23 protein-coding genes and 1 other RNA gene are annotated in these 22,941 nt (G+C 47.2%); 13 read left to right on the top strand and 11 right to left on the bottom strand.

Going from position 1 to position 22,941, the window contains the following annotated elements:
- Positions 1-8: 8 nt before the first annotated feature.
- The 4 genes from EJV45_RS11250 (at position 9) to EJV45_RS11235 (ending at position 3,227) form a co-directional block, all read left to right on the top strand.
- Positions 9-1,109: a serine protease gene (locus EJV45_RS11250; RefSeq protein ID WP_129715775.1), complete on the top strand. Its 1,101-nt coding sequence runs from the start codon at positions 9-11 to the stop codon at positions 1,107-1,109.
- Positions 1,110-1,190: 81 nt separating this feature from the next.
- Positions 1,191-2,171 (top strand): DUF72 domain-containing protein, encoded by a 981-nt coding sequence (locus EJV45_RS11245; protein WP_129715774.1) that lies wholly within the window; start codon positions 1,191-1,193, stop codon positions 2,169-2,171.
- Positions 2,172-2,228: 57 nt separating this feature from the next.
- Positions 2,229-2,864 carry a peroxiredoxin gene (locus EJV45_RS11240; protein ID WP_129715773.1) on the top strand — a complete coding sequence of 212 codons (636 nt, stop codon included), beginning with the start codon at positions 2,229-2,231 and terminating at the stop codon, positions 2,862-2,864.
- Between the two features lie 168 nt (positions 2,865-3,032).
- On the top strand, positions 3,033-3,227 hold the full coding sequence (locus tag EJV45_RS11235; RefSeq protein ID WP_129715772.1) for a cold-shock protein: 195 nt from the start codon (positions 3,033-3,035) through the stop codon (positions 3,225-3,227).
- Between the two features lie 68 nt (positions 3,228-3,295).
- Here EJV45_RS11235 and EJV45_RS11230 read toward each other — a convergent pair whose 3' ends face one another.
- The 5 genes from EJV45_RS11230 to EJV45_RS11210 form a co-directional block, all read right to left on the bottom strand.
- Positions 3,296-6,301, bottom strand: coding sequence for a DUF2723 domain-containing protein (locus EJV45_RS11230; RefSeq protein WP_129715771.1), 3,006 nt, complete (start codon positions 6,299-6,301; stop codon positions 3,296-3,298).
- Between the two features lie 133 nt (positions 6,302-6,434).
- Positions 6,435-7,832: a sigma-54 dependent transcriptional regulator gene (locus tag EJV45_RS11225; RefSeq protein ID WP_129715770.1), complete on the bottom strand. Its 1,398-nt coding sequence runs from the start codon at positions 7,830-7,832 to the stop codon at positions 6,435-6,437.
- Between the two features lie 73 nt (positions 7,833-7,905).
- An RNA gene (rnpB, locus tag EJV45_RS11220) (RNase P RNA component class A) lies at positions 7,906-8,295 on the bottom strand.
- Between the two features lie 93 nt (positions 8,296-8,388).
- Positions 8,389-8,766, bottom strand: coding sequence for a cytochrome c (locus tag EJV45_RS11215; RefSeq protein WP_240755262.1), 378 nt, complete (start codon positions 8,764-8,766; stop codon positions 8,389-8,391).
- Positions 8,767-8,821: 55 nt separating this feature from the next.
- Positions 8,822-9,448: an SCO family protein gene (locus EJV45_RS11210; protein ID WP_129715768.1), complete on the bottom strand. Its 627-nt coding sequence runs from the start codon at positions 9,446-9,448 to the stop codon at positions 8,822-8,824.
- A gap of 75 nt (positions 9,449-9,523) precedes the next feature.
- On the opposite strand from EJV45_RS11210, the gene EJV45_RS11205 reads away from it, so the two are divergent.
- From EJV45_RS11205 to EJV45_RS11190, 4 genes are all read left to right on the top strand, one after another.
- Positions 9,524-9,895 (top strand): hypothetical protein, encoded by a 372-nt coding sequence (locus EJV45_RS11205; protein ID WP_129715767.1) that lies wholly within the window; start codon positions 9,524-9,526, stop codon positions 9,893-9,895.
- A gap of 162 nt (positions 9,896-10,057) precedes the next feature.
- Positions 10,058-10,480, top strand: coding sequence for a hypothetical protein (locus EJV45_RS11200; RefSeq protein ID WP_129715766.1), 423 nt, complete (start codon positions 10,058-10,060; stop codon positions 10,478-10,480).
- Between the two features lie 4 nt (positions 10,481-10,484).
- A complete protein-coding gene (locus tag EJV45_RS11195; protein WP_240755261.1) occupies positions 10,485-11,135 on the top strand; it encodes an SCO family protein in 651 nt (216 codons plus the stop codon).
- A gap of 67 nt (positions 11,136-11,202) precedes the next feature.
- Positions 11,203-12,210, top strand: coding sequence for a LacI family DNA-binding transcriptional regulator (locus EJV45_RS11190; protein WP_129715765.1), 1,008 nt, complete (start codon positions 11,203-11,205; stop codon positions 12,208-12,210).
- Between the two features lie 43 nt (positions 12,211-12,253).
- Here EJV45_RS11190 and EJV45_RS11185 read toward each other — a convergent pair whose 3' ends face one another.
- Entirely contained in the window at positions 12,254-13,987 is a 1,734-nt protein-coding gene (locus EJV45_RS11185) for a phospho-sugar mutase (RefSeq protein ID WP_129715764.1), read from the bottom strand.
- Between the two features lie 171 nt (positions 13,988-14,158).
- Between EJV45_RS11185 and EJV45_RS11180 the strand changes: the two genes are divergently transcribed.
- The gene (locus EJV45_RS11180) at positions 14,159-15,472 is read left to right on the top strand and encodes an aspartate kinase (RefSeq protein ID WP_129715763.1); all 1,314 of its coding nucleotides are present in this window, start codon (positions 14,159-14,161) and stop codon (positions 15,470-15,472) included.
- Here the strand turns inward: EJV45_RS11180 and EJV45_RS19475 are convergent.
- Positions 15,461-15,634 carry a hypothetical protein gene (locus EJV45_RS19475; RefSeq protein WP_165305041.1) on the bottom strand — a complete coding sequence of 58 codons (174 nt, stop codon included), beginning with the start codon at positions 15,632-15,634 and terminating at the stop codon, positions 15,461-15,463. The two genes, EJV45_RS11180 and EJV45_RS19475, sit on opposite strands and share 12 nt — an antisense overlap.
- 6 nt (positions 15,635-15,640) lie before the next feature.
- Between EJV45_RS19475 and lysA the strand changes: the two genes are divergently transcribed.
- The gene (gene lysA, locus EJV45_RS11175) at positions 15,641-16,792 is read left to right on the top strand and encodes a diaminopimelate decarboxylase (RefSeq protein ID WP_129715762.1); all 1,152 of its coding nucleotides are present in this window, start codon (positions 15,641-15,643) and stop codon (positions 16,790-16,792) included.
- Between the two features lie 104 nt (positions 16,793-16,896).
- Here the strand turns inward: lysA and EJV45_RS11170 are convergent, their stop codons facing one another.
- The 3 genes from EJV45_RS11170 to EJV45_RS11160 form a co-directional block, all read right to left on the bottom strand.
- On the bottom strand, positions 16,897-17,115 hold the full coding sequence (locus EJV45_RS11170) for a hypothetical protein (protein WP_129715761.1): 219 nt from the start codon (positions 17,113-17,115) through the stop codon (positions 16,897-16,899).
- 59 nt (positions 17,116-17,174) lie between these two features.
- The gene (locus tag EJV45_RS11165; RefSeq protein WP_129715760.1) at positions 17,175-17,555 is read right to left on the bottom strand and encodes an SRPBCC domain-containing protein; all 381 of its coding nucleotides are present in this window, start codon (positions 17,553-17,555) and stop codon (positions 17,175-17,177) included.
- A gap of 94 nt (positions 17,556-17,649) precedes the next feature.
- Positions 17,650-18,831 (bottom strand): acyl-CoA dehydrogenase family protein, encoded by a 1,182-nt coding sequence (locus EJV45_RS11160; RefSeq protein ID WP_129715759.1) that lies wholly within the window; start codon positions 18,829-18,831, stop codon positions 17,650-17,652.
- Between the two features lie 122 nt (positions 18,832-18,953).
- On the opposite strand from EJV45_RS11160, the gene EJV45_RS11155 reads away from it, so the two are divergent.
- From EJV45_RS11155 to EJV45_RS11145, 3 genes are all read left to right on the top strand, one after another.
- Positions 18,954-19,328: a dihydroneopterin aldolase gene (locus EJV45_RS11155; RefSeq protein WP_129715758.1), complete on the top strand. Its 375-nt coding sequence runs from the start codon at positions 18,954-18,956 to the stop codon at positions 19,326-19,328.
- Positions 19,318-20,748 carry an FAD-binding oxidoreductase gene (locus EJV45_RS11150; protein WP_129715757.1) on the top strand — a complete coding sequence of 477 codons (1,431 nt, stop codon included), beginning with the start codon at positions 19,318-19,320 and terminating at the stop codon, positions 20,746-20,748. The genes EJV45_RS11155 and EJV45_RS11150 overlap by 11 nt, the downstream gene beginning before the upstream one ends.
- A 204-nt stretch (positions 20,749-20,952) precedes the next feature.
- The gene (locus EJV45_RS11145; RefSeq protein ID WP_165305040.1) at positions 20,953-22,428 is read left to right on the top strand and encodes a PAS domain-containing sensor histidine kinase; all 1,476 of its coding nucleotides are present in this window, start codon (positions 20,953-20,955) and stop codon (positions 22,426-22,428) included.
- On the opposite strand, the gene EJV45_RS11140 is transcribed toward EJV45_RS11145, so the two are convergent.
- Entirely contained in the window at positions 22,425-22,907 is a 483-nt protein-coding gene (locus tag EJV45_RS11140) for a thioesterase family protein (protein ID WP_129715755.1), read from the bottom strand. The two genes, EJV45_RS11145 and EJV45_RS11140, sit on opposite strands and share 4 nt — an antisense overlap.
- Between the last annotated feature and the right edge of the window lie 34 nt (positions 22,908-22,941).

The raw sequence follows: 22,941 nt of genomic DNA, 5'->3' as shown, positions 1-22,941 counted from the left end.
AGCAGCACATGAGACGTGATTTGGAACTGGATGCAATTATTGAAGATTACCTGAGCGGCAAGCTAAGTCCGGCCGAGCGGGATGCTTTTGAACAGTTGCGGAATAACGATCCGGAGGTAGACAGTAAAGTTGTAGCGCATAAATTTTTTATGGAAACCATGAATGATTATGCGACGCAGCGTTCGCTGAAGGATAAAATGGACCATATCCATGCAACGATCGATGTAGATGCCCTGTCTGCAAAACTCGGCCCCCATCCGTCAAAAATTGTCAACTTCTGGCGGCGTAACCGGCTCGGTATTGCTGTAGCGGCATCTTTTGTCATCTTATGTTCTATGGTGGTCGAAAATTATTTCCGCCAGAGCAAGCAGGTCGGGTCTTATGAACAGCTTGACCGTAAAATAGAAAAGGTTAAGCGCTCACAGGATAACCTGATCCGGACTGTTAATTCTGCTGCTGTGGCAGATCCTAAGAAAAGCCTCAAACCGGGAAGTTTTGGCGGAACAGGCTTCGCTATTTCTGCAAATGGTTATGTGCTCACGAACTATCATGTGATCAGCGGCGCTGACTCACTTTATCTGCAAAATAACAATGGCGAGTCTTTCCGCGCTACACCTGTGTTTACAGACAGCCAGAATGATATTGCCATTTTAAAGATCGCAGACAAAAATTTCTCCTCTTTTGCTGCACTTCCTTACACGCTTAAAAAAGGAAAAACGGGCATTGGCGAGGTGGTGTACACCCTGGGCTTTCCTAAAGATGATGCAGTGCTTGGCGAAGGGTATGTCAGCTCAGTAACCGGTTTCAACAGCGATTCCATTCAGTACCAGGTTGCCGTTCAGGTTAATCCGGGCAACAGCGGTGGCCCACTGCTGGATAACGCCGGTAATATTGTCGGTATGATCAGCGGGAAAGATAACCGTCCGGATGGTGCTGCGTTTGCTGTGAAATCAAAATATATTATGGAGGCCATTAATTCCATCCCTTCAGATTCCCTAAACAAAAAGATATCTGTTTCCAAGAGAAATCTTCTCTCAGGTTTGAAACGCACGCAGCAGGTTGAAAAGCTGCAGGACTACGTTTTCATGGTCAAAGTGTATAAAGATTAACTCCCCATAAATTAACTGCTAACCCCAAAATCTCTGCTGGTTTTGGGGTTTTTTGTTACCTTCAAACCTCAAAATTGACTTATGGAATTTGGAAAGGTTACTGCCGCAGAGCTTGCAGACATTGACTTCACACTGCCTGATGATGGCCGGCATGCGCATACGGTATTGTCTGGCAGGCCCGCAGATCAGCCCGGTTTTTATGTCGGTTGCGCAAAATGGGGCCGGAAGGAGTGGAAGGGACTGTTGTATCCGCAAAAGGTTAAAGAGGCCGATTTCCTCGACGAATATGTAAAACACTTCAATTCTATTGAATTGAATGCTACCTTTTATGGCATACCCCCAGAAACACAGGTCTTAAAGTGGCGTGAAAAGACAGAGATCAATAACAATGACGCGTTTCTTTTCTTTCCAAAATTTTCGCGGTCTATTTCGCATATTCGCCGGCTCAATAAAGCAGAGGCTGAAACCGATCAGTTCCTGCAGAATATATCGGCCTTCGGCCCTTATCTGGGGCCTGTATTTCTGCAGCTAAGCGACAATTTTGCCCCGAAGAGTTATGACGTGCTCGAAGCATACCTGGCGGCATTGCCTGCCGACCTGAAGGTGTTTGTCGAATTGAGGCACAAGGAATGGTTCGCTGATACGGCTATCCGGTCTCGCCTCCTGGAGATGCTCAGCAGACATCAGAAAGGTTTGATTATTACCGATACAAGCGGCAGGCGGGATCTGCTGCATATGGAGCTTACGATACCGGAGGCATTTATCAGATTTGTCGGCAATAATGACGCTGCCTCTGACCGGAAGCGGGTAGATATGTGGGTAGAACGGCTTGAACAATGGCTAAAGTCAGGATTGCAGCAGATTTACTTTTTCCTACACCAGCATGACGAACATGACACGCCGCGTATTGCAGGCTATACCATTGACCTTTTTAACAAATACTTCGGTAGCCATATCAAACCGATTATGTTAAACGAGGTTCAGGAAGACGGAGCCAGTCCCGCTGCAATCAAAAAAAAGGCGGTAAGAAATGACCAACAGGAAACTTTATTTCAGGGCTGATGTTGTAATTTAGATCAATTGCCAGTTAAATAATTTTAAACCTTAAAAACGATCATTATGAGTATCAGATTGGGAGACACCGCTCCGAACTTTAAAGCTACAACATCCATTGGCGACATAGATTTTTATGAATACCTGGGCGATAGCTGGGGTGTCTTATTTTCGCATCCCGCAGACTACACACCTGTTTGTACAACTGAGCTGGGAAGAACAGCATCGCTGAAAAGCGAATTCGATAAACGTAATGTGAAAGTTCTTGCTTTAAGTGTAGACACCGCAGAATCGCACAAGGGCTGGATCAGCGATATCAATGAAACGCAGAATACGGATGTTGATTTTCCTATCATAGCAGATCCTGATCGTACGGTTGCTAATCTATATGATATGATTCACCCGAACGCGTCTGAAACACTTACCGTTCGGTCGCTGTTTATCATTAGCCCGGATAAAAAAGTGAAACTGATCATTACCTATCCGGCATCTACGGGCCGTAACTTTAACGAGGTGCTGCGGGTGATCGATTCGCTGCAGCTGACCGCGAATTACAGTGTTGCCACGCCGGCAGACTGGCAGGATGGCGAAGATGTGATTGTTGTAAACAGCATAAAGACCGAGGATATACCGTCAAAATTTCCGAAAGGCCACCAGGTGATAAAGCCTTACCTGCGGACAACGCCGCAACCAAATAAGTAGGCAGGTCCGATTTTTTTGTTAAAAGGCTGTGAATCTTTGAGATTCAAAGTATTGTGCTATATTTGAGAAGCCTCGACGTATTAAATCTTTTGTCTGACCAGTTTCCCGGTTCAGCGCAGTGGTTAAGTATACAGGCCTAACTAAATTTAAATTCTTATAGTATTATTTATGGAAACGGGAAAAGTTAAATGGTTCAACACCCAGAAGGGTTTTGGCTTCATTGTTTACAACGGCAAAGATATTTTTGTACACTTTAAAGATGTACAGGGTGGAATTACCGGTATCAAAGAAAATGATGAGGTTGAATTTGAAATTGCTGACGGCAAAAAGGGCCCTCAGGCGGTTAAAGTGAAAAAGATCTAACCTCGGCATAAAGGAAAATGAAAGCCCCTGGCAATACCGGGGGCTTTTCTTATTTATTTGTGTGTGTATTAACTCAGATTTTTCTGAAAGACTGCCTCCAGCCTGCTGAACAATTGTTCGAGCTTCTGCTGCCTTCCAGGATCACCGTTAATGCGGCTGGCCTGCGCAAGGCCGCTTAGTACATACATACCACGTTGAATATCCCGTAGCTGTGCTTGTTGCCTTTCGCGGCTCAATCCGGCAATCCACCCCAGTTCCTTTTCAAGAAAGTCGGTCGCCTGATCGGTGACCCGGCCAGCATCTTTCTTCAGGCCACTACCATACAGGTTTTCTACGAGGAGGAGCTTATGCAAAGTATCAGTTATCGAATGGTTACGCATCGGCAGCCCGGACAGTGCCCGCCGCGCTATCACAGCAGCGTCTTTTGTACGTCCTTCCGACAACAGATTCCCCGCCAGTGTATTATACAGGTTCCATGCACCCGAGGCAACGCTCCGGCTCTCAGGATCCAGATAGCTGGCGCTGGTAAATCCCGAAAGCGAAAACTTCTGCGACAGATTATGAAACATGACTGGAGTATTGGTGCGGCTTTCTTTCTCCTTCTTGTCGCTTTCGCCACGCTTAAGGGGCAGCAGCCTGTAGGCGTAACCTTCCAGGTACAAATACTTGTCCAGGCCGAGATAGGTGTCATTCGATACAGAACCTGCAAAGTATATCGGTCGCTTCCAGTTATTGTGTACCAGCAGGTCAATCGTTGCAAGATCGGCCTTGCCGGCAAAATTCCCGGTAAATTCCCATTCCATTTTATCTGTGACCTGCTTACGGTCATGATACGTACCCGTCTTCACAACTTGATCCGGATTGACTTTCAGACTGAATTTCTTCGTGGGAAGAAAGTTCATGAAACTGCCGTCATTCATCTGTACCTGGTCTGCCTGGTTATCAGATAACATCACCGCCAGTAAATCGCCAAGTTCAACGCTGTCTGCCAGCCCATAATCGACATATGGAAAATATTCACGCTTGCCGTCAACAATTTTTTCTGCCGGTATGCTGAGCGGCAGCGGCGCCGATTTATTGGAGATACTGCGCATCTGTCTGATGTATGAAGGGTCGGAAAGAAACTGACGGTTCACCACCCTTACGTCTGTGCGTATGCCCTCAACCTCTTGTGCATACCAAAGGGGGAAGGTGTCATTGTCAGCATTTGTGATCAGAATAGCATGGGGGGCGCATGAATTCAGGTAATTTTTTGCCCAGTCAAGCGCCGTAGTTTTTGCGCTGCGGTTATGATCGTCCCAGCCTTCAGTCGCCATTAGCACGGGTACGGCGGTAAGGCAGGCAAGACCGGCAATTGCGGGACCAAGCTTTCCTGTGAACCGGCATATGAGATCGCGGAAGGCGAAAAATCCGAGCCCGATAAAGATGCAGAATGCGTAGAAGGAACCCACATAAGCATAGTCGCGCTCACGAACCTGCAGGGGATCCTGATTCAGATAGACAATAATTGCTATGCCAGTACAGATAAACAAGACCGATACGATCAGCGCGTGCCGCCTGTTGCGACGAAATGCATAAACAAGGCCCGCCAGTCCGAGGAGCAGGGGCAAAGCAAAGTAGCTGTTTCTTCCTTCATTCTGAGCCAGGCTTGGCGGCAGATTTTTCTGACTGCCCAGCCGAAGCGCATCAACGGGGTTCAGACCTGTCAGCCAATTGCCTTCGGTCAGGCTTCCCTGACCCTGACGATCATTTTGCCGCCCCGCAAAATTCCACATAAAATAACGCCAGTACATAAAACCGAGCTGATATGATGTGAAAAATTTCAGATTGTCGCTAACACGGGGCTGCTGTCCCTCTGCAAGGCCCAGCCATGACTTATAAGAATTGATATGATCGGGCCGGCTACTGTACACCCGGGGGAAAATACCATTCCTGTCATACTCGGTCTTAAAGGTTTCCCTTGCCACCTCGTAGCGTTCCGGGCCCTTGCGGTATTCCTTGCCGGTTATTTTTGAACCGGTAGCCTGCGAGTCGAAGTACTGACCGTACAGCAGCGGCTTTTCTTCGTACTGCGTCCGGCCCAGGTAAGCATACAAGGCCAGCGGATGCTCGGGATTGGACAGGTTAACGTTAGGCTGGGCATGGGCCCTGATCAGGATCATAAAATAAGAGCTGTAGCCGAACAGGATAAAGGTCAGGCAAAGCAGGCCAAGATTCAGGTAATATTTTTTGCGTTTGACAGAGTGCCATAGTGCGACCGCCAGGCCCCCGGTTAGCAGCAACATAAACACAACAGCACCCAGGCCGAAGTTCAAACCAAGATCGTTGACCAAAAAAATGTCTGTCTTTGCTGCCAGAAGCACAACGTACTGGATGACACCGATCTGCACAACACCCAGCAGCACGCAGGACACCAGGAAAGCTTTGAGCATGCCCCATACGTCAGGCCTTTGCGCCTTTTTGAAATACCATACCAATCCAATTGCAGGGATAGCCAGGAGACTAAGCAGGTGTACGCCTATTGAAAGGCCAATTAAAAAAGCTATAAAAATGAGCCAGCGGTCGTTGTCGCTGCTTTCCCATTTAAGAATGGACCAGAAAACCACAGCTGTAAACAGCATGGAAAGCGCATAAACTTCCGCTTCTACAGCAGAGAACCAGAATGTATCTGAATAGGCGAAGGCAAGAGCACCTACAGATCCGGCTATGAGAACGCCGGCGGTTTCACGTCTGTCAATAGAACTTTTATCTTGCTTAAGCATTTTCAGGCTTACAGCATTAATTGTCCAGAACAGGAACATCACCGTTGCCGCGCTGGCAATTACCGAAACGAAGTTGATCCAGTATGCTACTTTTGCAGTGTTACCAAAAGAAAGCAGGGAAAACAACTTGCCGATCATGAGATAAAGCGGTGCGCCGGGCTGGTGGCCTACCTCCATTTTGTAGGCAGCCGAAATAAATTCGCCGCAGTCCCAGAAACTTACGGTTGGCTCCATTGTAAGCCAGTAACTGATTGCGGCAACAAGGAAAATTCCTGCGCCGGCAAGATTGTTTGCGCGTTGAAAAGGCAGCATGCGGATCGTTTTTTAGGTTCTGTCAAATGTACCTTCGAAACGGCGCCAAAGTTGTTAAAAAACGTTAAAGAATGTTAAAAGAACGTGCTGGTCAGTCATTTAGACCTGGCAGTCGCTGACCAGCACGCTTATGTTATTCAGATCTTTTCAGTCCGAACTTTTCTATTTTACTGTAGAGGTGGCTGCGCTGAATATCAATCTCATCAGCGGTTTTAGAGACGTTCCAGTTGTTTTTTTCAAGCTTGAATTTAATGAACTCGCGCTCTGCAAAATCTTTATAATCCTGGAAGTTATTAAAGCTGTCATAATTTGCAATGGCCTGGTGTGCGGCAGGAATCTGCTGGGCCGTTGCCGAACCGATGTTGGTTCCGCCTCCCGGATTTGCAAAGGCACGTACATCATGTTCTGTGATGACACGATCGCTCAGAATAATGAGGCGCTCGATCATATTGTGCAGTTCACGAACATTGCCTGTCCAGGGTAGCGCCTGCAGTGCGGCCATGCCCGCATCATTAATTTTTTTAACGGGCATACCATATTCGCCGCAGATCTCATCCAGAAAACTCTGTGCAATGACTGGAATATCTTCTATGCGTTCGGTCAGGTGAGGAACGTGGATGTTGATTACATTCAGGCGGTGGTAAAGGTCCATCCGGAAGTTACCGTCTTCAATTTCTTTCAGCAGGTCCTTATTTGTAGCCGCCAGCACCCGCACATTTACTTCAATCTCTTTCTCGCCACCAACACGGGTAATTTTGTGCTCCTGAAGGGCGCGCAAGACTTTAGCCTGGGCCGATAGGCTCATGTCGCCAATCTCGTCAAGGAAAAGCGTACCACCGTTTGCCTGCTCAAATTTTCCGATCCGCTGTTTTACGGCAGATGTAAAAGATCCCTTTTCATGGCCGAAGAGTTCACTTTCAATAAGTTCTGAAGGAATAGCAGCACAATTCACCTCAATAAGCGGACTGTCGGCACGATTCGATTTTTCATGCAGCCAGCGCGCAACCAGTTCTTTACCGCTGCCGTTTGCACCCGTAATAAGCACCCGTGCGTCTGTAGGCGCTACGCGCTCAATGGTTTCCTTAATGCGGTAAATGCTTTCAGAGTCGCCAAGGATGTGACGCGTTTTGCTGGCCTTCCGTTTAAGGACTTTTGTTTCAGTAACAAGTGTACCGCGGTCCAGGCCGTTCCGTACCGTGATGAGTAGCCGGTTCAGATCGGGCGGTTTTGAAATAAAATCGAAGGCGCCTTTTTTACTTGCTTCGATTGCCGTTTCTACGGTCCCATGGCCTGAAATCATGATGAAAGGCAAATCCGGTTTAAAGGTCAGTGCCTGTTCAAGCACTTCCATACCGTCCATCTTGTTCATTTTGATGTCGCACAGCACCAGATCGAAATTTTTCTTCTGGATCAGCTCCAGTCCGTCGATACCGTTGTCTATGTCTTCAACTTCATAATTTTCATACTCGAGGATTTCTCTCAAAGTACTTCTGATCGCGCGTTCATCGTCGATGATCAAAATTTTTGCCATGCGTTAGTTTCTGATTTACGTGTGAGACTACGAATTTATACTCTTTTTTGTTTTAAAAATTTCTAAATAAATAAAAAAATGCAGGTCTGTAAGCCGGGTTCTGTTCCCGGTTGCCCGGGCTTCTATCATTAATCTGGGACAAACGTTGCCGTTTGCCTCTAACGACCTACCCATCCTGAATAATTTTGCGGAGCAAAATAAGGTACGAGCAGCACCATGTTCAGGACCTATTTGGTCTTTCAACTCCCGGGGTTTACCAAATTTCCGGTCACCCGGAAAGATCGTGAGCTCTTACCTCGCGTTTTCACCCTTATCACAGTTACCCGTGACGGTATTTTTTCTGTGGCACTTTCCGTCGCCCGGGTGTTCATTCCCTGGCGCCTTCCCGTTAGGAAGCGGGATGCTCTGTGTTGCCCGGACTTTCCTCTCCTGATTAAACAGGAGCGATAGAACGACCTGCACTTTTTTGCAAAGGTAATTATTTTTTATGCGCACCGGCGTCTATGGAGTAATCATCGCCTCCGGCGGATGCCCGGCATGACACCGGTGTTAACGTTTACCTGCAGGATTCCAGGTCGCGGGTAACCTGCGGGTAGGGGTAATGCCCCTGCTTATTACCGAAGGTGTTTGTTACATAAACAATAAGCTGTGCAATCTCCATATCCGTGAGTTCAGGAAAGGCCGGCATCTTCTCATTGTAGGTTTTTCCGTTTACGGTGATCTCACCTTCAAGTCCGTTTTTGATAAAGCAGCTGAGCAACTGTTTTCTTAGCCTGAGCGACGTCGTATCTGTGAGGGGAGGGGCAAGTTGACCAAGCCCTTCACCGTTTGCGCCGTGACAATTTTGACATTTTGATACATAAAGCGACTGGCCGTTTGAGCGATAGTTCATCATATCGCGCTCTTCCTGGCTCTGACAGGAAAAAAACATCATTAAAAAAATCACCGGTAAGGCGAGAAAAATGATCCTTCTTTTCAGCGTCTGATGCTTATTTTGCATATTCTTTCATCAAAACTGCAATGTCATCTTTCAACTTTGCGGTTTGCTCAGGCAATGTCCCATCGTACGCGCCCCTGATCCGCTTGTCGGGGTCAATAAGCACAAGCCAGCCCTGGTGAATGAAGCCATCGCGGGCGGTACTGTCTTCCTGCACGGCAACCAGGTAGTCTTTTTCAGCAATCGCATAGACATCTTTTTTTTCACCCCAGACAAATTGCCATTGCTTGTCATCAACACCCAGCTTTTGCGCATATTTTTTTAGCCGCCAGGGTTTATCGTACTTCGCATCGATGGTATGCGATAAGAACATGATCTCAGGGTTGCCTTTATAGGCATCATAAATGGTCTTCATGTTTCTATGCATAACCGGGCAGATGGATGAACATGATGTGAAAAAAAAGTCGGCCACATAGATCTTGCCTTTCAGGTTTTCCTGGGTAAAGGCGACACTATCCTGGTTCAAAAAGCTGAACGCAGGAATGGTTTTATAAATGGTGTCTGTTTTGCCCGGTTCAACATCACGTGAACCATAAACAGGAAGTTTTGCAGACTGCTGGCAGGAGGCCAGAACAGCCACAGCCAAAACCGTAAAAAATGGTATAACTCTTTTTATCATAACTGCTCGGAATGCCGCAAAATTAAAATATTTTTATCCATATCGTTTGCCTTTGGTTATCTTTGCGGTCAACTCATGGTCAGAAAATCCGTTGCCATCCTGTTGCTTTTCGCGGTCCTTACGGCGCAATTTTCCATGTCTTTTGTGTTCGCAGGTTTTGAACTGAACCGGGACTATATTGCCAAAACGCTTTGTGTAAACCGCGACAAGCCTGAGTTAAATTGTAAAGGCAAGTGTTTCCTGATGGATAAGGTCAGGAAAGCGCAGCAGAAAGAAGATCAGCAGAGCAAACAAACACAGAAAAACCTGATGCAGGAAACCTTTCACGAAGGTGGGTTTGCATTCAGGTGTCATGTTCGCGAGATTCAGACGTATCCCGTTCCTCATGCCTGCGGCTCACCCCGCTCTTCAGATACGCCGATCTTTCATCCGCCTAGGCTGGTTTAATTCAGTTTATCTGGCTTTACATCTTTAAAGCCTGAACAAGCTTCCAGTTATTTATAAGAATTTACTCCACCGGTTTGCAGACCGGTAAGTTAACCTGCAGCAGTCAGCGGCATATGTGCATCGTCACGCGCAGTCGCTTGCTGGTACAAAATAATACTCCATATGAAATTTATAATCTATATCATTATTGCAGCCACTGTTATGGCCGCGTGTCAATCTGGCCCCGATTACAAAACAGTGCGCGACGAAGTCACTATATTCCACGATTCGCTCATGCTCAGGCATGAACAGTTGATAACCAACCAGATGACACTCGATACACTGTTAAGGCAGTTGCCCGCTTCGCAGATGAACGACACCGCCGCTAAGGCGGCAGGCATCAGAAAAATGCTCCGCACCATGCAGCAGACCGAAGACGAGATGAATGATTGGATGCACGCCTTTGAACCGGACATCAGCGGGAAAAGCAAAGAAGAGGCTGTCCGATATTTCCAGAACGAAAAGAAAAAGATCGTCAGCCTTGATGTGAGGTACAAACATGACCTCGCGGCCTCAGATTCCCTGATCAGTACGCTAAAGAAATAAGGCCATGAAAGAATTACATAAACCGGCAGCAATCGTCTTCCTGGTGCTCTTTTTTATGGCATGCCGGCCGGAACCTAAACGGCTTCCCTTTCTTCATATAGAGGAAATTGAAAAGCAGGATAAGGGGAAGGCCGTTATTGATACGGTAGCTAGGGTCATTCCGCCTTTTAGATTTTTTAATCAGGATAGTATAGTAATCAGCAACAAGACCTTTGCCGGTAAGATTTACGTAACCGACTTCTTTTTTACCAGCTGCCCGACCATTTGCCCGGTCATGCACCGTAACCTGGCCGGCGTTTACGCGCAGTTTAAGGGTGACCCCCGGGTCAGGTTCCTGTCGCATACCATAGACGTAAAATATGATAAGCCTTCCCGGCTTAAAGCTTACGCTGAGAAGCTGGGTGTCGACGGCGCACAGTGGCAGTTTGCATGGGGAACCAGAGACTCTGTGTATAACATGGCCCAGAAACATTACCTGGTCAGCGTGGCTGAAGAGAAGGCAGCCCCCGGCGGTTTTGTGCACCAGGGTTATCTGATACTGGTCGATGGGAGGGGCCGTATCAGAGGCGCATACGATGGTACCGTTAAAAAGGAAGCCGAAAAGCTGGCTGATGATATGCGGATCTTGCTGAAAGAGAAGGAGGATTCAAAGTAAAAGCATTGTTATAAACTTTGACCGCTTTTTTGTTAACTTGCCGTCGCCAAAAATAAACAAGCCAAGAATGAAGCCCCTCTCGATAAAAGATATTGCTAAAAAAGCAAACGTTTCCATTACTACTGTCTCGTTCATCCTCAACGGCAAAGCGCGCGAAAAAAGGATCAGCGAGGAGGTTATAAAAAAGGTGGAAGAGATCATTAAAGAGATTGGCTATAAACCCAACCAGATTGCGAGAAGCCTGCGTACGGGCAGTACCAAAACGATCGGACTGCTCGTCGAAGACATTTCAAATCCCTTCTTTGCTTCGATTGCCAGACTGATAGAAGACAAGGCGTATAAAAAAGGTTACAAGATCAGTTACTCCAGTACGGAAAATGATGTAGAAAAGGCGAACAGCCTGATCAACATGTTTCGTACGCGAAAAGTTGATGCATATATTATTGCGCCGGTAGCCGGGATAGAGCCGGTTATACGCGAACTGATCGAAGACCGCAAACCGGTTGTCTTTTTTGACCGGACACTTGATGGCGTTTCTACAGGCTCGGTAGTTGTCGATAATTTCAGCGGGGCGTATGAGGCAACGAAACATCATATCCTTGAAGGGCGCAAAAACATTGCGCTTGTAACCGTCGATATGGATGTTGAGCAGATCAATGAGCGCTGTGAAGGATATAGAAAGGCACTTAAAGATGCCAAGATCGACTACCGGGAAGATCTTGTAACGAAGGTTGATTTTTCAGTCAGCCGGGAATCGACAGTCAACGACCTTGTCGCGATGTTTAGGTCACGGCCGGAAATTGATGCGGTACTGTTTGCTACAAACTACCTCGCCGTAAGCGGTCTGATGGCTATAAAAGAGCTTGGAAAAGAAATAGGAGATAGGTTCGCTGTGATTGCGTATGATGATCATGATATATTCCGGCTGCACACACCGCAGATATCCGTGGTAGATCAGCCAATTGAGCAGATTGCAGACAATGTGATCGATTTGATCCTTAACAAACTCAGCTCGGGCGATAAACTCAAAGAAATTGATAAGGTTAAATTGATGCCGAAGCTGATTGTGCGGTAGCATAAAAAAAAACCGGATGCGATTCGCATCCGGTTTTTTTATGTTAAACACCCAGATCTTTCATTACGTGGGCAATCTTGTCACTGAGTTTCTGGTCTGTCTCTGTAAACGCCTCCCGGCCCGAAAGCGCGGTGTTTACGCTGCAGTAAAACTTGATCTTTGGTTCGGTCCCGGAAGGGCGGGCAGAAACAATTGTTCCGTCTTCAGTAATAAATTGTAATACATCTGATTTTGGCAACTCCAGCTGGCTGGTAGCTTTTGTACCGAGGTCGGTTTCAATGCCGAGCTCATAATCTTTCAGCGTAAGTACTTTTGATCCGCCAAGGCTGGATGGTGGATTGTTCCTGAATTTCTCCATCAGGGCTTTGATCTCCTCCGCGCCTGATTTTCCTTTTTTGGTAATAGAAACCAGTTCTTCTTTATAAAACCCGTATTCTTCGTACATACCGATCAGCGCCTCAAACAGACTGCTGCCCTTGTCTTTGTAGAAAGCGGTCATTTCTGCGATAAAGGCGGCAGAAACTACGGCATCTTTATCGCGAACGAGATCACCAATCAGGTAACCGTAGCTTTCCTCGCCCCCGCCGATAAAGTAACTTTTGCCTTCAAGTTCTGTCATCAGCTGGCCGATATATTTGAAGCCGGTAAGCGTGTTGTAGTATTTAACCTGCTTTTTTTCTGCAATCGCTTCAATCAGATTGGACGTCACGATCGTCTTTACAATATACTGGTTGCCGTCAAGTTTGCCTTTTTCTTCCCATGCGCTAAGCAGGTAATTGATCAGTAAACTGCCGGTCTGGTTACCGTTAAGCAGCACAAATTCACCTTCCAGGTTTTTTACAGCGATACCCACACGGTCAGCATCCGGATCGGTTGCAAGCACCAGGTCTGCATCTACTTCAGCCGCCTTGCGCAGGGCAAGTGTCATGGCTTCTTTCTCTTCAGGGTTGGGATAAACTACGGTAGGGAAGTTGCCGTCTGGTTTGCTTTGCTCTTCAACAATATGCACATGAGTAAAGCCGAACTGAGCCAAGGCTTTCGGCACCAGGGTAATGCCTGTTCCGTGGATGGGTGAGTAGACAATTTTCAGGTCTTTTTGGCGCTGTATGGCTTCCGGTGATACAGAAAGCCCGGCGATGGCGTCAAGGTAACGCTGGTCAATATCTTCAAGTATGAACTGGATGTTTTCGTCCACGCGTTCAAACCTGACTTCATCAACACTGCTGATCTTATTTACCTCGGTAATGATCAGCTTGTCATCAGGCGAGGTAAACTGTCCGCCGTCTGCACCGTATGCTTTATAACCATTGTATTCTTTCGGATTGTGAGAAGCCGTAAGCATGACCCCACTCTTGCACCCCAGCTGGCGGATAGCAAAAGAAAGCTCAGGCGTGGGCCGCAGTTCGCTGAAGAAATAAACATGAATGCCGTTGGCAGAAAACACGTCGGCAGTGATTTTCGCAAAATAATCTGAATTATTCCGGCTGTCATGCGCAATCGCAACGCTGATGCGCTGACCAGGATATTTGGATAAAAGATAATTGCTCAGGCCCTGCGTAGCGGTACCAATGGTGTATTTGTTTATCCGGTTCGAGCCCGGACCCATGGTTCCGCGCAGCCCGCCTGTGCCAAACTCAAGGCTTTTATAAAAGGAATCAGTAAGCTCTGTTTCCGCATTGGCGTCAACTAATTGGCGGATCTGATTTTTTGTTTCTTCGTCATAATTTCCCTGCAGCCACTTATCGATACCTGATTGTACATTTTGTTCTAAAGCCATATGGTTATTCTAAATTAAAGTCTATTGTTAACAGGGAAAACAAAGCGATGTTTTGACAGGGATAATCTATTTGTTTAGTATATTATTTTCCTTAAGCGGTAGAAATTCCGGCGCTTTTCCCTAATTTCACGCCCCGATACAATATTAGTAAAATTAGCTAGTCAAAGAAAAATGAAAGTATTAAAATTTGGGGGTACATCTGTCGGTAGCCCTGAGCGCATGCGGAGATTGCTGGATATCATCAATCCCAACGAAGAACAGATCGTGGTCTTATCGGCAGTTGCCGGCACCACAAACAGTCTGGTAGAAATCGCGAATCATTTTTTAGCGGCAGATAAGAAGAAGGGTAGCGAATGTGTTGATAACCTGTATCAGAAATATAAGGATTTTGTAGTTGACCTGCTGCCCGAAGCATTTTTCCAGGCGCAGGGTATGGAAGTGATCGACTACCATTTCGGTCTCCTGGCAAATTTTGCCAACGACCTTTTTACCCCAATCGAAGAAAAGGTTGTTCTCGCCCAGGGCGAATTGCTTTCTACCAGCCTTTATCATATCTATTTAAAGTCGATCCACGTGCCCTCCGTTTTGCTGCCGGCGCTCGACTTTATGAAAACCGATGAGGATAATGAACCAGACATTCCGTTTTCGTCGAAGCACCTGCGCCCGTTGATCGACGCTCATCCTGAAAATAAGCTCTTTATTACGCAGGGCTTTATATGCCGCAACAGCTTTGGCGAGGTAGACAACCTGCGTCGCGGCGGCAGCGACTATACAGCATCGCTGATCGGCGCTGCGATCATGGCAGAAGAGGTTCAGATCTGGACCGATATCGATGGGATGCACAACAACGACCCGCGTATTGTAAAGGGTACCAGACCGATTGCACGTCTTTCTTTTGATGAGGCTGCAGAGCTTGCTTATTTTGGTGCCAAGATCCTGCACCCGCAATCGGTGTTTCCTGCACAGAAGTACAAAATCCCTGTGCGGTTGTTAAACACGATGGAGCCGCAGGCCGCAGGTACGCTGATTACACATGACAGCGAAAAAGGTAAGATAAAATCTATTGCGGCCAAAGATGGTATTACCGCAATTAAAATTCAGTCGAGCCGGATGCTCCTGGCCTATGGTTTTCTGCGTCGTGTGTTTGAGGTATTTGAACGTTACAAAACACCGATCGATATGATCACCACCTCTGAGGTGGCTGTTTCGCTCACTATTGATGAAACTGCGCAGCTGCCAAGCATTCTGAAAGAGCTGCAGGATTTTGGTTCTGTAGAGATCGATGAAGAGCATACCATCGTCTGTGTTGTGGGCGATTTCGGTGCAGACAAGCACGGATTTGCCGCGCGGGTTTTCGAAGCCATCAAGCACATACCAATCCGGATGATTTCTTATGGTGGAAGTAATTATAACGTGTCGCTGCTCATCCGTACGGCCGACAAGACCGAGGCGCTACGCAGTCTCCATAACAGACTATTTGATTAAAAGCCTGCAGACAATGATCAGAACCAGGCCGAGCAAGATAAATACCCTGATCTTCCGGTCAAATTCTTTTCGAGTTATCCGGTTTTGCTTGTAATCCAGGTAATTACCGAGATAAAGCAGTGCCATCGAAATAACCAGGAATATTACCAGAAATCTGAACATCAGAATATGTTTACCGGCAAAGATATCGCGCGGTTCGCAAACATCGAAACGCCATTTTATTATTATGACCTGGAGTTACTCCAGCAAACCCTGAACGCCTGTGCCCGGGCGGCAGATACCTATAATTTTCATGTGCATTATGCGCTGAAAGCTAATTTTAATCCGGCGGTGCTGAATGCCGTTCGCAATAAGGGCTTTGGGGCTGACTGCGTAAGCATCGGCGAGGTGCTTCGCGCCATCGAACTCGGCTTTGATGCCGGAAAAGTTGTTTTTGCCGGTGTCGGAAAATCTGACCGCGAAATTAACCAGGCGCTTGATGCTGATATTTTCTGCTTCAACGTTGAGTCTGTCCAGGAACTAGAAGTCATTAACGAACTGGCGGCGGCAAAAGGAAAAAGAGCACGCGTGGCCATCAGGATCAATCCGAATGTAGACGCGCATACACATCATAACATTACGACCGGCCTTGACGAGAACAAGTTTGGCGTTAATTCCTGGGATCTCCCGGCCTGCGTGCAGACGCTTAAAAATGCGCCGAACCTTGAGTTTGTCGGGATCCATTTCCACATCGGTTCGCAGATCATGAACCTGGATGTATACAAAAATCTTTGTGTCCGGGTAAATGAATTTGCGGGCTGGTTTGAAGACAAAGGTTTCATAGTAAAAGTTTTAAACGTAGGCGGCGGACTTGGAATCGACTATCATAATCCAAATGCCCAAATACCTGATTTCGAATCATATTTCAGGATATTCAGCGAGTTTCTTGAGGTAAAGCCGTATCAGGAAGTGCACTTTGAATTGGGCAGGGCGCTCGTGGGTCAATGCGCATCACTGATAAGCAGAGCGCTTTATGTGAAGAACGGCAAGAAAAAGAACTTCGTTGTGCTTGATGCAGGCATGACTGAGTTAATGCGGCCGGCATTGTACCAGGCTTACCACCAGATTGAAAACCTGAGCAAAACTGATGCAGCGACAGCCCTCAGGTATGATATTGTAGGTCCCATCTGTGAAAGCACCGACTGTTTTGCCAAAGAAGTCGAGCTTCCGGAAACGCATCGGGGCGACCTCTTTGCCATCAGAAGTGCGGGCGCATATGGAGAGGTTATGGCTTCAGGATATAACCTGCGCGAACGCGCGCCTTCTGTCTTTCCTGAATAACCCGACCGCCATAAAAAGCTTTATGCTACCCGATTACAGGACCATACGAGGTTCCAGCCGGATGCAAAAGGGCCGTGTAAAAATCAGATTTACACGGCCCTTTATTATGCGCTCTGCTTTCGTGAAAGTGCAAATACCGCTATGCCCGCTACCAGAATAATGCCGCCGGCATATGGCGGCCAACTGACCGTTTTTTCCCGGTCTGCCGCAATCTGAATCGGTCCGGCGTCAACTATTTTCTCTTTTTTTGTGTAAGTGAAACCTGTCCAGACGAGCATAAGCGCACCTGCAATGATCAGGATCAGTCCGATTGTTCGTCCCATAATCATAAAATCTAACCGGAACATTCCGGTATCATAAAACGACCAGGTGCGTATTTTGTTTATTCGTCAAAAAAGTCGATCAGACCTTCAAAATAATTTTCCCGGAGGCCGGTTGTAAAATCTTCAAAATCATGATCAGGAATGTTTGTTTGAAACCATTCCATCGATGTTCCCTTCTTGTCAAGATGCAATTTAATAGTTACGACAGAGGGTTCATTCTCCTCACCGAAATACCATTCCTGCACAATCTTTTTGCCGGGTTCGAAGGAAATGTTCTTTCCGACGATATCCCCGTCCCACAGTGAGAAATCAGAACCGGCTTCTTCTCTGAATACCACTTCAGCACCCGTCCAGAGTTTAATGCTTAGGTCTATCGTCAGGGCCAGATACACCTCTTCTGGAGGAACGGGAAGGTAAATATATTTTTTATAGTCTTTCATATTACTCGGATAGTCAAACGCATATCGACCTGGCATGCGTAAGCACCTGCAAAGTTAACATTGTTTGGCGATACACTGAGGCCGAATAGCCCGCTTATTTAAAGGCGTTGATACCTGTTACATCCATCCCCGTTATCAGCAGGTGAATGTCATGCGTTCCTTCATAAGTCACGACCGATTCGAGGTTCATCATGTGGCGCATAACCGGGTATTCACCCGTAATGCCCATGCCCCCAAGCATCTGCCTGGCGTTGCGGGCTATATCAAGTGCTACCTCTACACTGTTTCTTTTGGCCATCGAGATCTGTTCAGACGTGGCCCGCCCTTTTGATTTAAGTACGCCAAGGCGCCAGACAAGCAGTTGTGCTTTTGTAATTTCAGTGATCATCTCAGCCAGTTTTTTCTGCTGCAGCTGAAAACCGCCTATCGGCTTGCCGAACTGTTCGCGCTGCAGGCTGTAGCGAAGCGCCGCATCATAACAATCCATTGCCGCGCCAAGGGCACCCCAGGCAATGCCATACCGGGCCTGGTTCAGGCAGCCCAGCGGACCTTTCAAGCCCCTGATGTCAGGAAACAAGTTTGCTTTTGGAATGCGGACGTTGTCAAATACAAGTTCACCCGTTGCCGATGCCCGAAGACTCCATTTATGATGCGTTTCCGGCGTGCTGAAACCTTCCATGCCGCGCTCAACGATCATCCCCCTGATCTTTCCGCTCTCATCTTTCGCCCAAACTACCGCAAGATCTGCAAACGGTGCATTGCTTATCCACATTTTGGCCCCGTTTAAGACGAAGTGATCTCCATCCTCACGGATATTGGTAACCATGCCGCCCGGATTTGAGCCATGGTCAGGTTCGGTAAGGCCAAAACAACCCATCAGTTTGCCTGAAGCAAGTTGTGGGAGAAAACGTTTCTTCTGTTCTTCGGTTCCGTATGTGTAAATCGGGTACATGACAAGGCTTCCCTGCACTGAGGCCGTTGAACGGATACCCGAGTCGCCGCGCTCAATCTCCTGCATGAGTATGCCATAGGCAAGATAATCAAGCCCTGCACCGCCGTAGGCTGCCGGTATGGTAGGTCCGAAAGCGCCGATCTCTGCAAGACCACCAATCAGGTGTTTTGGAAACTCACTGCGCTGTGCATATTCCTCGATTACCGGACTGACTTCCCGTTTTACCCATTCACGTGCGGTAGCACGAATCAGTTTATGCTCCTCGGAAAGCAGTTCGTCAAGGAGGTAATAGTCGGGAGATTCGTATAGATCTTTTTTGCTCATGGTCGGAGTGAAGAGTTTAAGCTGATAAGAGGCTTGTTTGTAAATTTAGCGTTTTGCCGCAAAGGCCATAGCCTGAGAACTGAATTATTTCTATGTTTGAACACTCCTTAAAAATCTGCTATATGCCAACATACCTTCAAAAAGTTGCACTACGCGGCGTCGAGTCTTTTGCTTTACATGGCTATTACCCAGAAGAACAACTAACCGGAAATCATTTCGTTACAGATGTTGAAGTTCTCTTCAAGGCCCGTAACTTCAACGATGATCTTAAAGACACGGTTAATTACGAGGTTATAAACAGCCTGATCTGTAAAGAAATGAAGAAGACACAAAAGCTGCTGGAAACTGTAGTTAAAAATATTCTCGACGGTATTGTTGCTGCTTATCCTTTTATAGATGAGGCCGTTGTTGGTATTACAAAAAAGCATCCGCCAATGACGGGGCAGATTGATCATTCTTACGTGGAACTCAGATACATTGCGAACCATGATGTTTAATAAGATTACACCAGACGACATCCATGCTATCAAACACATCACAGGCGAAACAGCGGTGCTTTCTGATGATGAAGCCATGTATGCGTATGGGCGCGATGAAACGGAGGATCTTGTGTTTATACCTGAACTCGTTGTGCTGCCGGAAACTGTCGAACAGGTTTCGGCTTTGTTAAGGTATTGCCAGGATAGACTAATTCCCGTTACACCCAGGGGCGCGGGGACTGGCCTGAGCGGCGGCGCTCTGCCTGTTTATGGCGGCGTGCTGCTTTCTATGCGCCGGTTCAATAAAATCATTAACCTGGACCTGGATAATCTCCAGGCAACCGTTGAGCCTGGCGTGATTACGCAGGAACTTATTGATGCTGCTGCTGAACAGGGACTCTGCTATCCGGTCGACCCGTCGAGCAAGGGCTCTTGTTTCATTGGCGGCAATGTTGCGCACGGGTCAGGCGGACCCCGGGTTGTGAAGTACGGAACAATACGTGAATATGTGCTCAACCTCGAAATTGTTTTACCTAACGGAGATGTGATCTGGACTGGTGCCAACACGTTGAAATATGCTTCAGGCTATAATCTGACGCAGTTAATGATCGGTTCTGAAGGTACCCTGGCCGTTATAACAAAAATTGTGGTCAAGCTGGTGCCATTGCCTGCCCATCAGGTTGTCTTGCTCGCATCATTTGGTAGTAATGAACTTGCCTGCGCCGCCGTCTCTGCCGTGTTCAGAGCCGGTATCATCCCGTCGGCACTTGAGTTTATGGAACGTCGCGGTATGGACTGGGTCCGCGAATACAGCGAGGTCCGTCTTGACCTGACAGATGAACAGCAGGCATTTCTCCTTATAGAACTGGATGGCGATAGTATTGAACTTCTTTACCAGGACTGCGAAAAACTAAATACCGTTCTTGAAGCATCCGGCTGCAAGGATGTATTGCTGGCTGATACAGCCGCACAGAAAGACGAGCTGTGGCGCATCCGCCGCACAATGCCCGAATCCGTAAAAGCAAATTCCATTTACAAAGAGGAAGATACCGTCGTGCCCAGGGCTGCGCTGCCCCAGTTGATAAACGGAATCAAACAAATAGGGGCATCATACGGTTTTGACAGTGTTTGTTACGGTCATGCCGGCGATGGGAACCTGCACGTAAATATTATTAAGTCCGGAATGAGTGATGAAGACTGGGAACATAAACTTCCGGCGGGTATCGCGGAAATTTTCAGACTTACTATATCCCTGGGCGGCACACTTTCGGGGGAGCATGGAATAGGCTGGGTGCAAAAGGAGTTTATGAATCTTAAGTATGGGAAGATGCATGTGCAACTTATGCAGGGTATCAAACAAGTCTTTGACCCCAACGGGATCCTCAACCCGGGGAAAATATTCGATCCGCCGGGAGGCGAACTCACAATGCAAACGTAAGTTACCAACGGTAGTCATTGATTATCAATTCGGTGCCCGTGAAATGCAGCCGCCCGGCTATATGGATAGCCATAGCTGCAGTACTTAAACAGACAACTCGTGGGAATGAAATTTCGAAGCGGAACAAAAAGCCTGTAGATTTGTTCAGAACACACGAGGAAGGCGGCCGCAGAGATGCCGGCCATAAAAAGCTTTAATATACAGATGACTGTCGACAGCACAGATAATATATCCATTCTGAAAACCATGTTTGATGAGTCGCCGATGCCAATTGCCCTTTATACAGGGCCCGGGCTCATCATTACCTATGCCAATCGGGCCATGCACCGCGCATGGAACCGTGAAGAGTCGCAAATTGGTAAGCAGCTTGCCGACGCACTTCCGGAACTGGAAGGGCAGCCCTTTATTCCGATCTTACATAATGTGATTGCAACGGGCGTTGCCTATGAAGCACGCGAAGACCTGGTAGGTTTGGTTGCAAACGGACAAATGACTTACTTCTACTTTGACTTTACATACAAACCGCTGTTAAATGACAAAGGCGAAGTTTGGGCAGTGCTGAATACTGCAACAGACGTTACGAATCTGGTGAGAACAAAATTGCAGCTGGAGGCCAGTGAGCAACGCTTCCGGAACCTGCTTGCAGATGCGCCGCTCAGTATGGCTGTTTATGAAGGTCCGGACATCCGTGTTCTTATCGCCAATGATTCCATGTTGAATATGTGGGGCAAAGATGAATCAGTTATCGGCCTGCCGCTGGCAGAAGCAATACCTGACGCTGCCGAACAACCGCATCTGTCGATCCTGAAAAAAGTTTACGAAACAGGTGAGGCCTTTCATATTGATCAGCAGCAGCTTCTGCTCGGGGCCGGAGACGAAAAGATTCCATTCTGGTTCAACTTTACGTACAAGCCGCTTAAAAATCCTGAAGGAAAGGTTTACGGCATCGTTCACGCAGCAGTAGACATCTCGAGGCTGGTTCAGCTTCAGAAGCAAAAAGATGAATTTCTCGGCGTAGCCAGCCACGAACTGAAAACCCCCGTAACAAGTGTCAAAGCATATACGCAGGTTCTCGAGCGTATTCTTCGTGCAGAGGGCGATGTGAAAAAGGCAGACATGGTTGGTAAGATGGACAGACAGCTTGACCGCCTTACCGGTCTTATCAACGATCTTCTCGACGTAAACAAAATCCAGTCCGGACGGCTGCGCTTCAACCCCGAGTATTTCAATTTTGATGAAGCTGCAATCCAGATGCTTGATGAGCTGAGCCTGTCTATGAATAATCACAGGATTCATATCGATTATAACGCAGACACAACCGTTTTTGCAGACCGCGAACGTATCCGTCAGGTCATTGCAAACCTGCTGAACAATGCGATCAAGTATTCGCCCGGCAGTGCAGACATCTGGGTAAGCACGGCTGTATCAGGTCAGAGTGTTGTGGTATGCATCCGAGATGAAGGCATCGGTATTGCAGATGAAAATAAGGAACGCATTTTTGAACAATTTTTCAGGGTAACGGGCGACCTTCAGCACACTTTCCCAGGCTTAGGACTTGGCTTGTATATTTCATCAGAAATTATCCGCACAGAAGGGGGTAAGATGTGGGTCGACAGTGCTGAAGGCGCTGGTTCAAGTTTCTTTTTCAGTATTCCGGTTCGCAGCCGGTCCGGCGCTTAGAGCTGTTCGAAATTTATCATACGTAACCTTTCTTCGGCCGGAATCTCTGTTGGACGCTTGTCCTGATAACTTACGGCTATGCAGGTCGTTTTGCCTGTGCTGCAAACTTCATCCGAACCGTTGCTGTTTTTTACAATTTTGTACTCAAGTTCAAAACTGCTTCTGCCAATCCTTACTGTCCGAACATAAATACTGATCTTTTCATGTAGCAGCACAGGTTTAATGAAATCCAGTTCAGCATGCGCAAGAACAATTCCGGTCTTTTTCCAGTCCCACTTCACAATCTCCTGCCAATAACGTGTGCGGGCATTCTCAAGATAGGTAAAGTACACGGCGTTGTTAACGTGCCCCATCATATCAAAATCAGAAAATCGCGTCTCCACTGTCGTTTTGAAGTTGAATTTGTCTGAGTTATTTATAATTTCTGACGATTTGTCATCTAGTTTTGGCTTTTTACGCCATAATGTCTTAAAGATCATCTGGTTTGGACGTTGGTATAAGAGTTGAATAGCG

Source organism: Pedobacter sp. SYP-B3415 (genome assembly GCF_004138205.1).
Lineage (GTDB): Bacteria > Bacteroidota > Bacteroidia > Sphingobacteriales > Sphingobacteriaceae > Pedobacter.
Note: the sequence above shows the minus strand (reverse complement) of the source record. Positions and strands in the feature narration are given on the sequence as shown.

Excerpts from the sequence above, each read along its gene's own strand:
- EJV45_RS11225 (WP_129715770.1), bottom strand. The coding sequence starts at position 7,832 with ATGGCAAAAATTTTGATCATCGACGATGAACGCGCGATCAGAAGTACT.
- EJV45_RS11195 (WP_240755261.1), top strand. The coding sequence starts at position 10,485 with ATGAAAGAATTACATAAACCGGCAGCAATCGTCTTCCTGGTGCTCTTT.
- EJV45_RS11185 (WP_129715764.1), bottom strand. The coding sequence starts at position 13,987 with ATGGCTTTAGAACAAAATGTACAATCAGGTATCGATAAGTGGCTGCAG.
- EJV45_RS11240 (WP_129715773.1), top strand. The coding sequence starts at position 2,229 with ATGAGTATCAGATTGGGAGACACCGCTCCGAACTTTAAAGCTACAACA.
- EJV45_RS11190 (WP_129715765.1), top strand. The coding sequence starts at position 11,203 with ATGAAGCCCCTCTCGATAAAAGATATTGCTAAAAAAGCAAACGTTTCC.
- EJV45_RS11235 (WP_129715772.1), top strand. The coding sequence starts at position 3,033 with ATGGAAACGGGAAAAGTTAAATGGTTCAACACCCAGAAGGGTTTTGGC.
- EJV45_RS11180 (WP_129715763.1), top strand. The coding sequence starts at position 14,159 with ATGAAAGTATTAAAATTTGGGGGTACATCTGTCGGTAGCCCTGAGCGC.
- EJV45_RS19475 (WP_165305041.1), bottom strand. The coding sequence starts at position 15,634 with ATGTTCAGATTTCTGGTAATATTCCTGGTTATTTCGATGGCACTGCTT.
- EJV45_RS11200 (WP_129715766.1), top strand. The coding sequence starts at position 10,058 with ATGAAATTTATAATCTATATCATTATTGCAGCCACTGTTATGGCCGCG.
- EJV45_RS11245 (WP_129715774.1), top strand. The coding sequence starts at position 1,191 with ATGGAATTTGGAAAGGTTACTGCCGCAGAGCTTGCAGACATTGACTTC.
- EJV45_RS11150 (WP_129715757.1), top strand. The coding sequence starts at position 19,318 with ATGATGTTTAATAAGATTACACCAGACGACATCCATGCTATCAAACAC.
- EJV45_RS11140 (WP_129715755.1), bottom strand. The coding sequence starts at position 22,907 with ATGATCTTTAAGACATTATGGCGTAAAAAGCCAAAACTAGATGACAAA.
- EJV45_RS11165 (WP_129715760.1), bottom strand. The coding sequence starts at position 17,555 with ATGAAAGACTATAAAAAATATATTTACCTTCCCGTTCCTCCAGAAGAG.
- EJV45_RS11215 (WP_240755262.1), bottom strand. The coding sequence starts at position 8,766 with ATGATGTTTTTTTCCTGTCAGAGCCAGGAAGAGCGCGATATGATGAAC.
- EJV45_RS11250 (WP_129715775.1), top strand. The coding sequence starts at position 9 with ATGAGACGTGATTTGGAACTGGATGCAATTATTGAAGATTACCTGAGC.
- EJV45_RS11230 (WP_129715771.1), bottom strand. The coding sequence starts at position 6,301 with ATGCTGCCTTTTCAACGCGCAAACAATCTTGCCGGCGCAGGAATTTTC.
- EJV45_RS11205 (WP_129715767.1), top strand. The coding sequence starts at position 9,524 with ATGGTCAGAAAATCCGTTGCCATCCTGTTGCTTTTCGCGGTCCTTACG.
- EJV45_RS11160 (WP_129715759.1), bottom strand. The coding sequence starts at position 18,831 with ATGAGCAAAAAAGATCTATACGAATCTCCCGACTATTACCTCCTTGAC.
- EJV45_RS11170 (WP_129715761.1), bottom strand. The coding sequence starts at position 17,115 with ATGGGACGAACAATCGGACTGATCCTGATCATTGCAGGTGCGCTTATG.
- EJV45_RS11155 (WP_129715758.1), top strand. The coding sequence starts at position 18,954 with ATGCCAACATACCTTCAAAAAGTTGCACTACGCGGCGTCGAGTCTTTT.
- lysA (WP_129715762.1), top strand. The coding sequence starts at position 15,641 with ATGTTTACCGGCAAAGATATCGCGCGGTTCGCAAACATCGAAACGCCA.
- EJV45_RS11145 (WP_165305040.1), top strand. The coding sequence starts at position 20,953 with ATGACTGTCGACAGCACAGATAATATATCCATTCTGAAAACCATGTTT.
- EJV45_RS11210 (WP_129715768.1), bottom strand. The coding sequence starts at position 9,448 with ATGATAAAAAGAGTTATACCATTTTTTACGGTTTTGGCTGTGGCTGTT.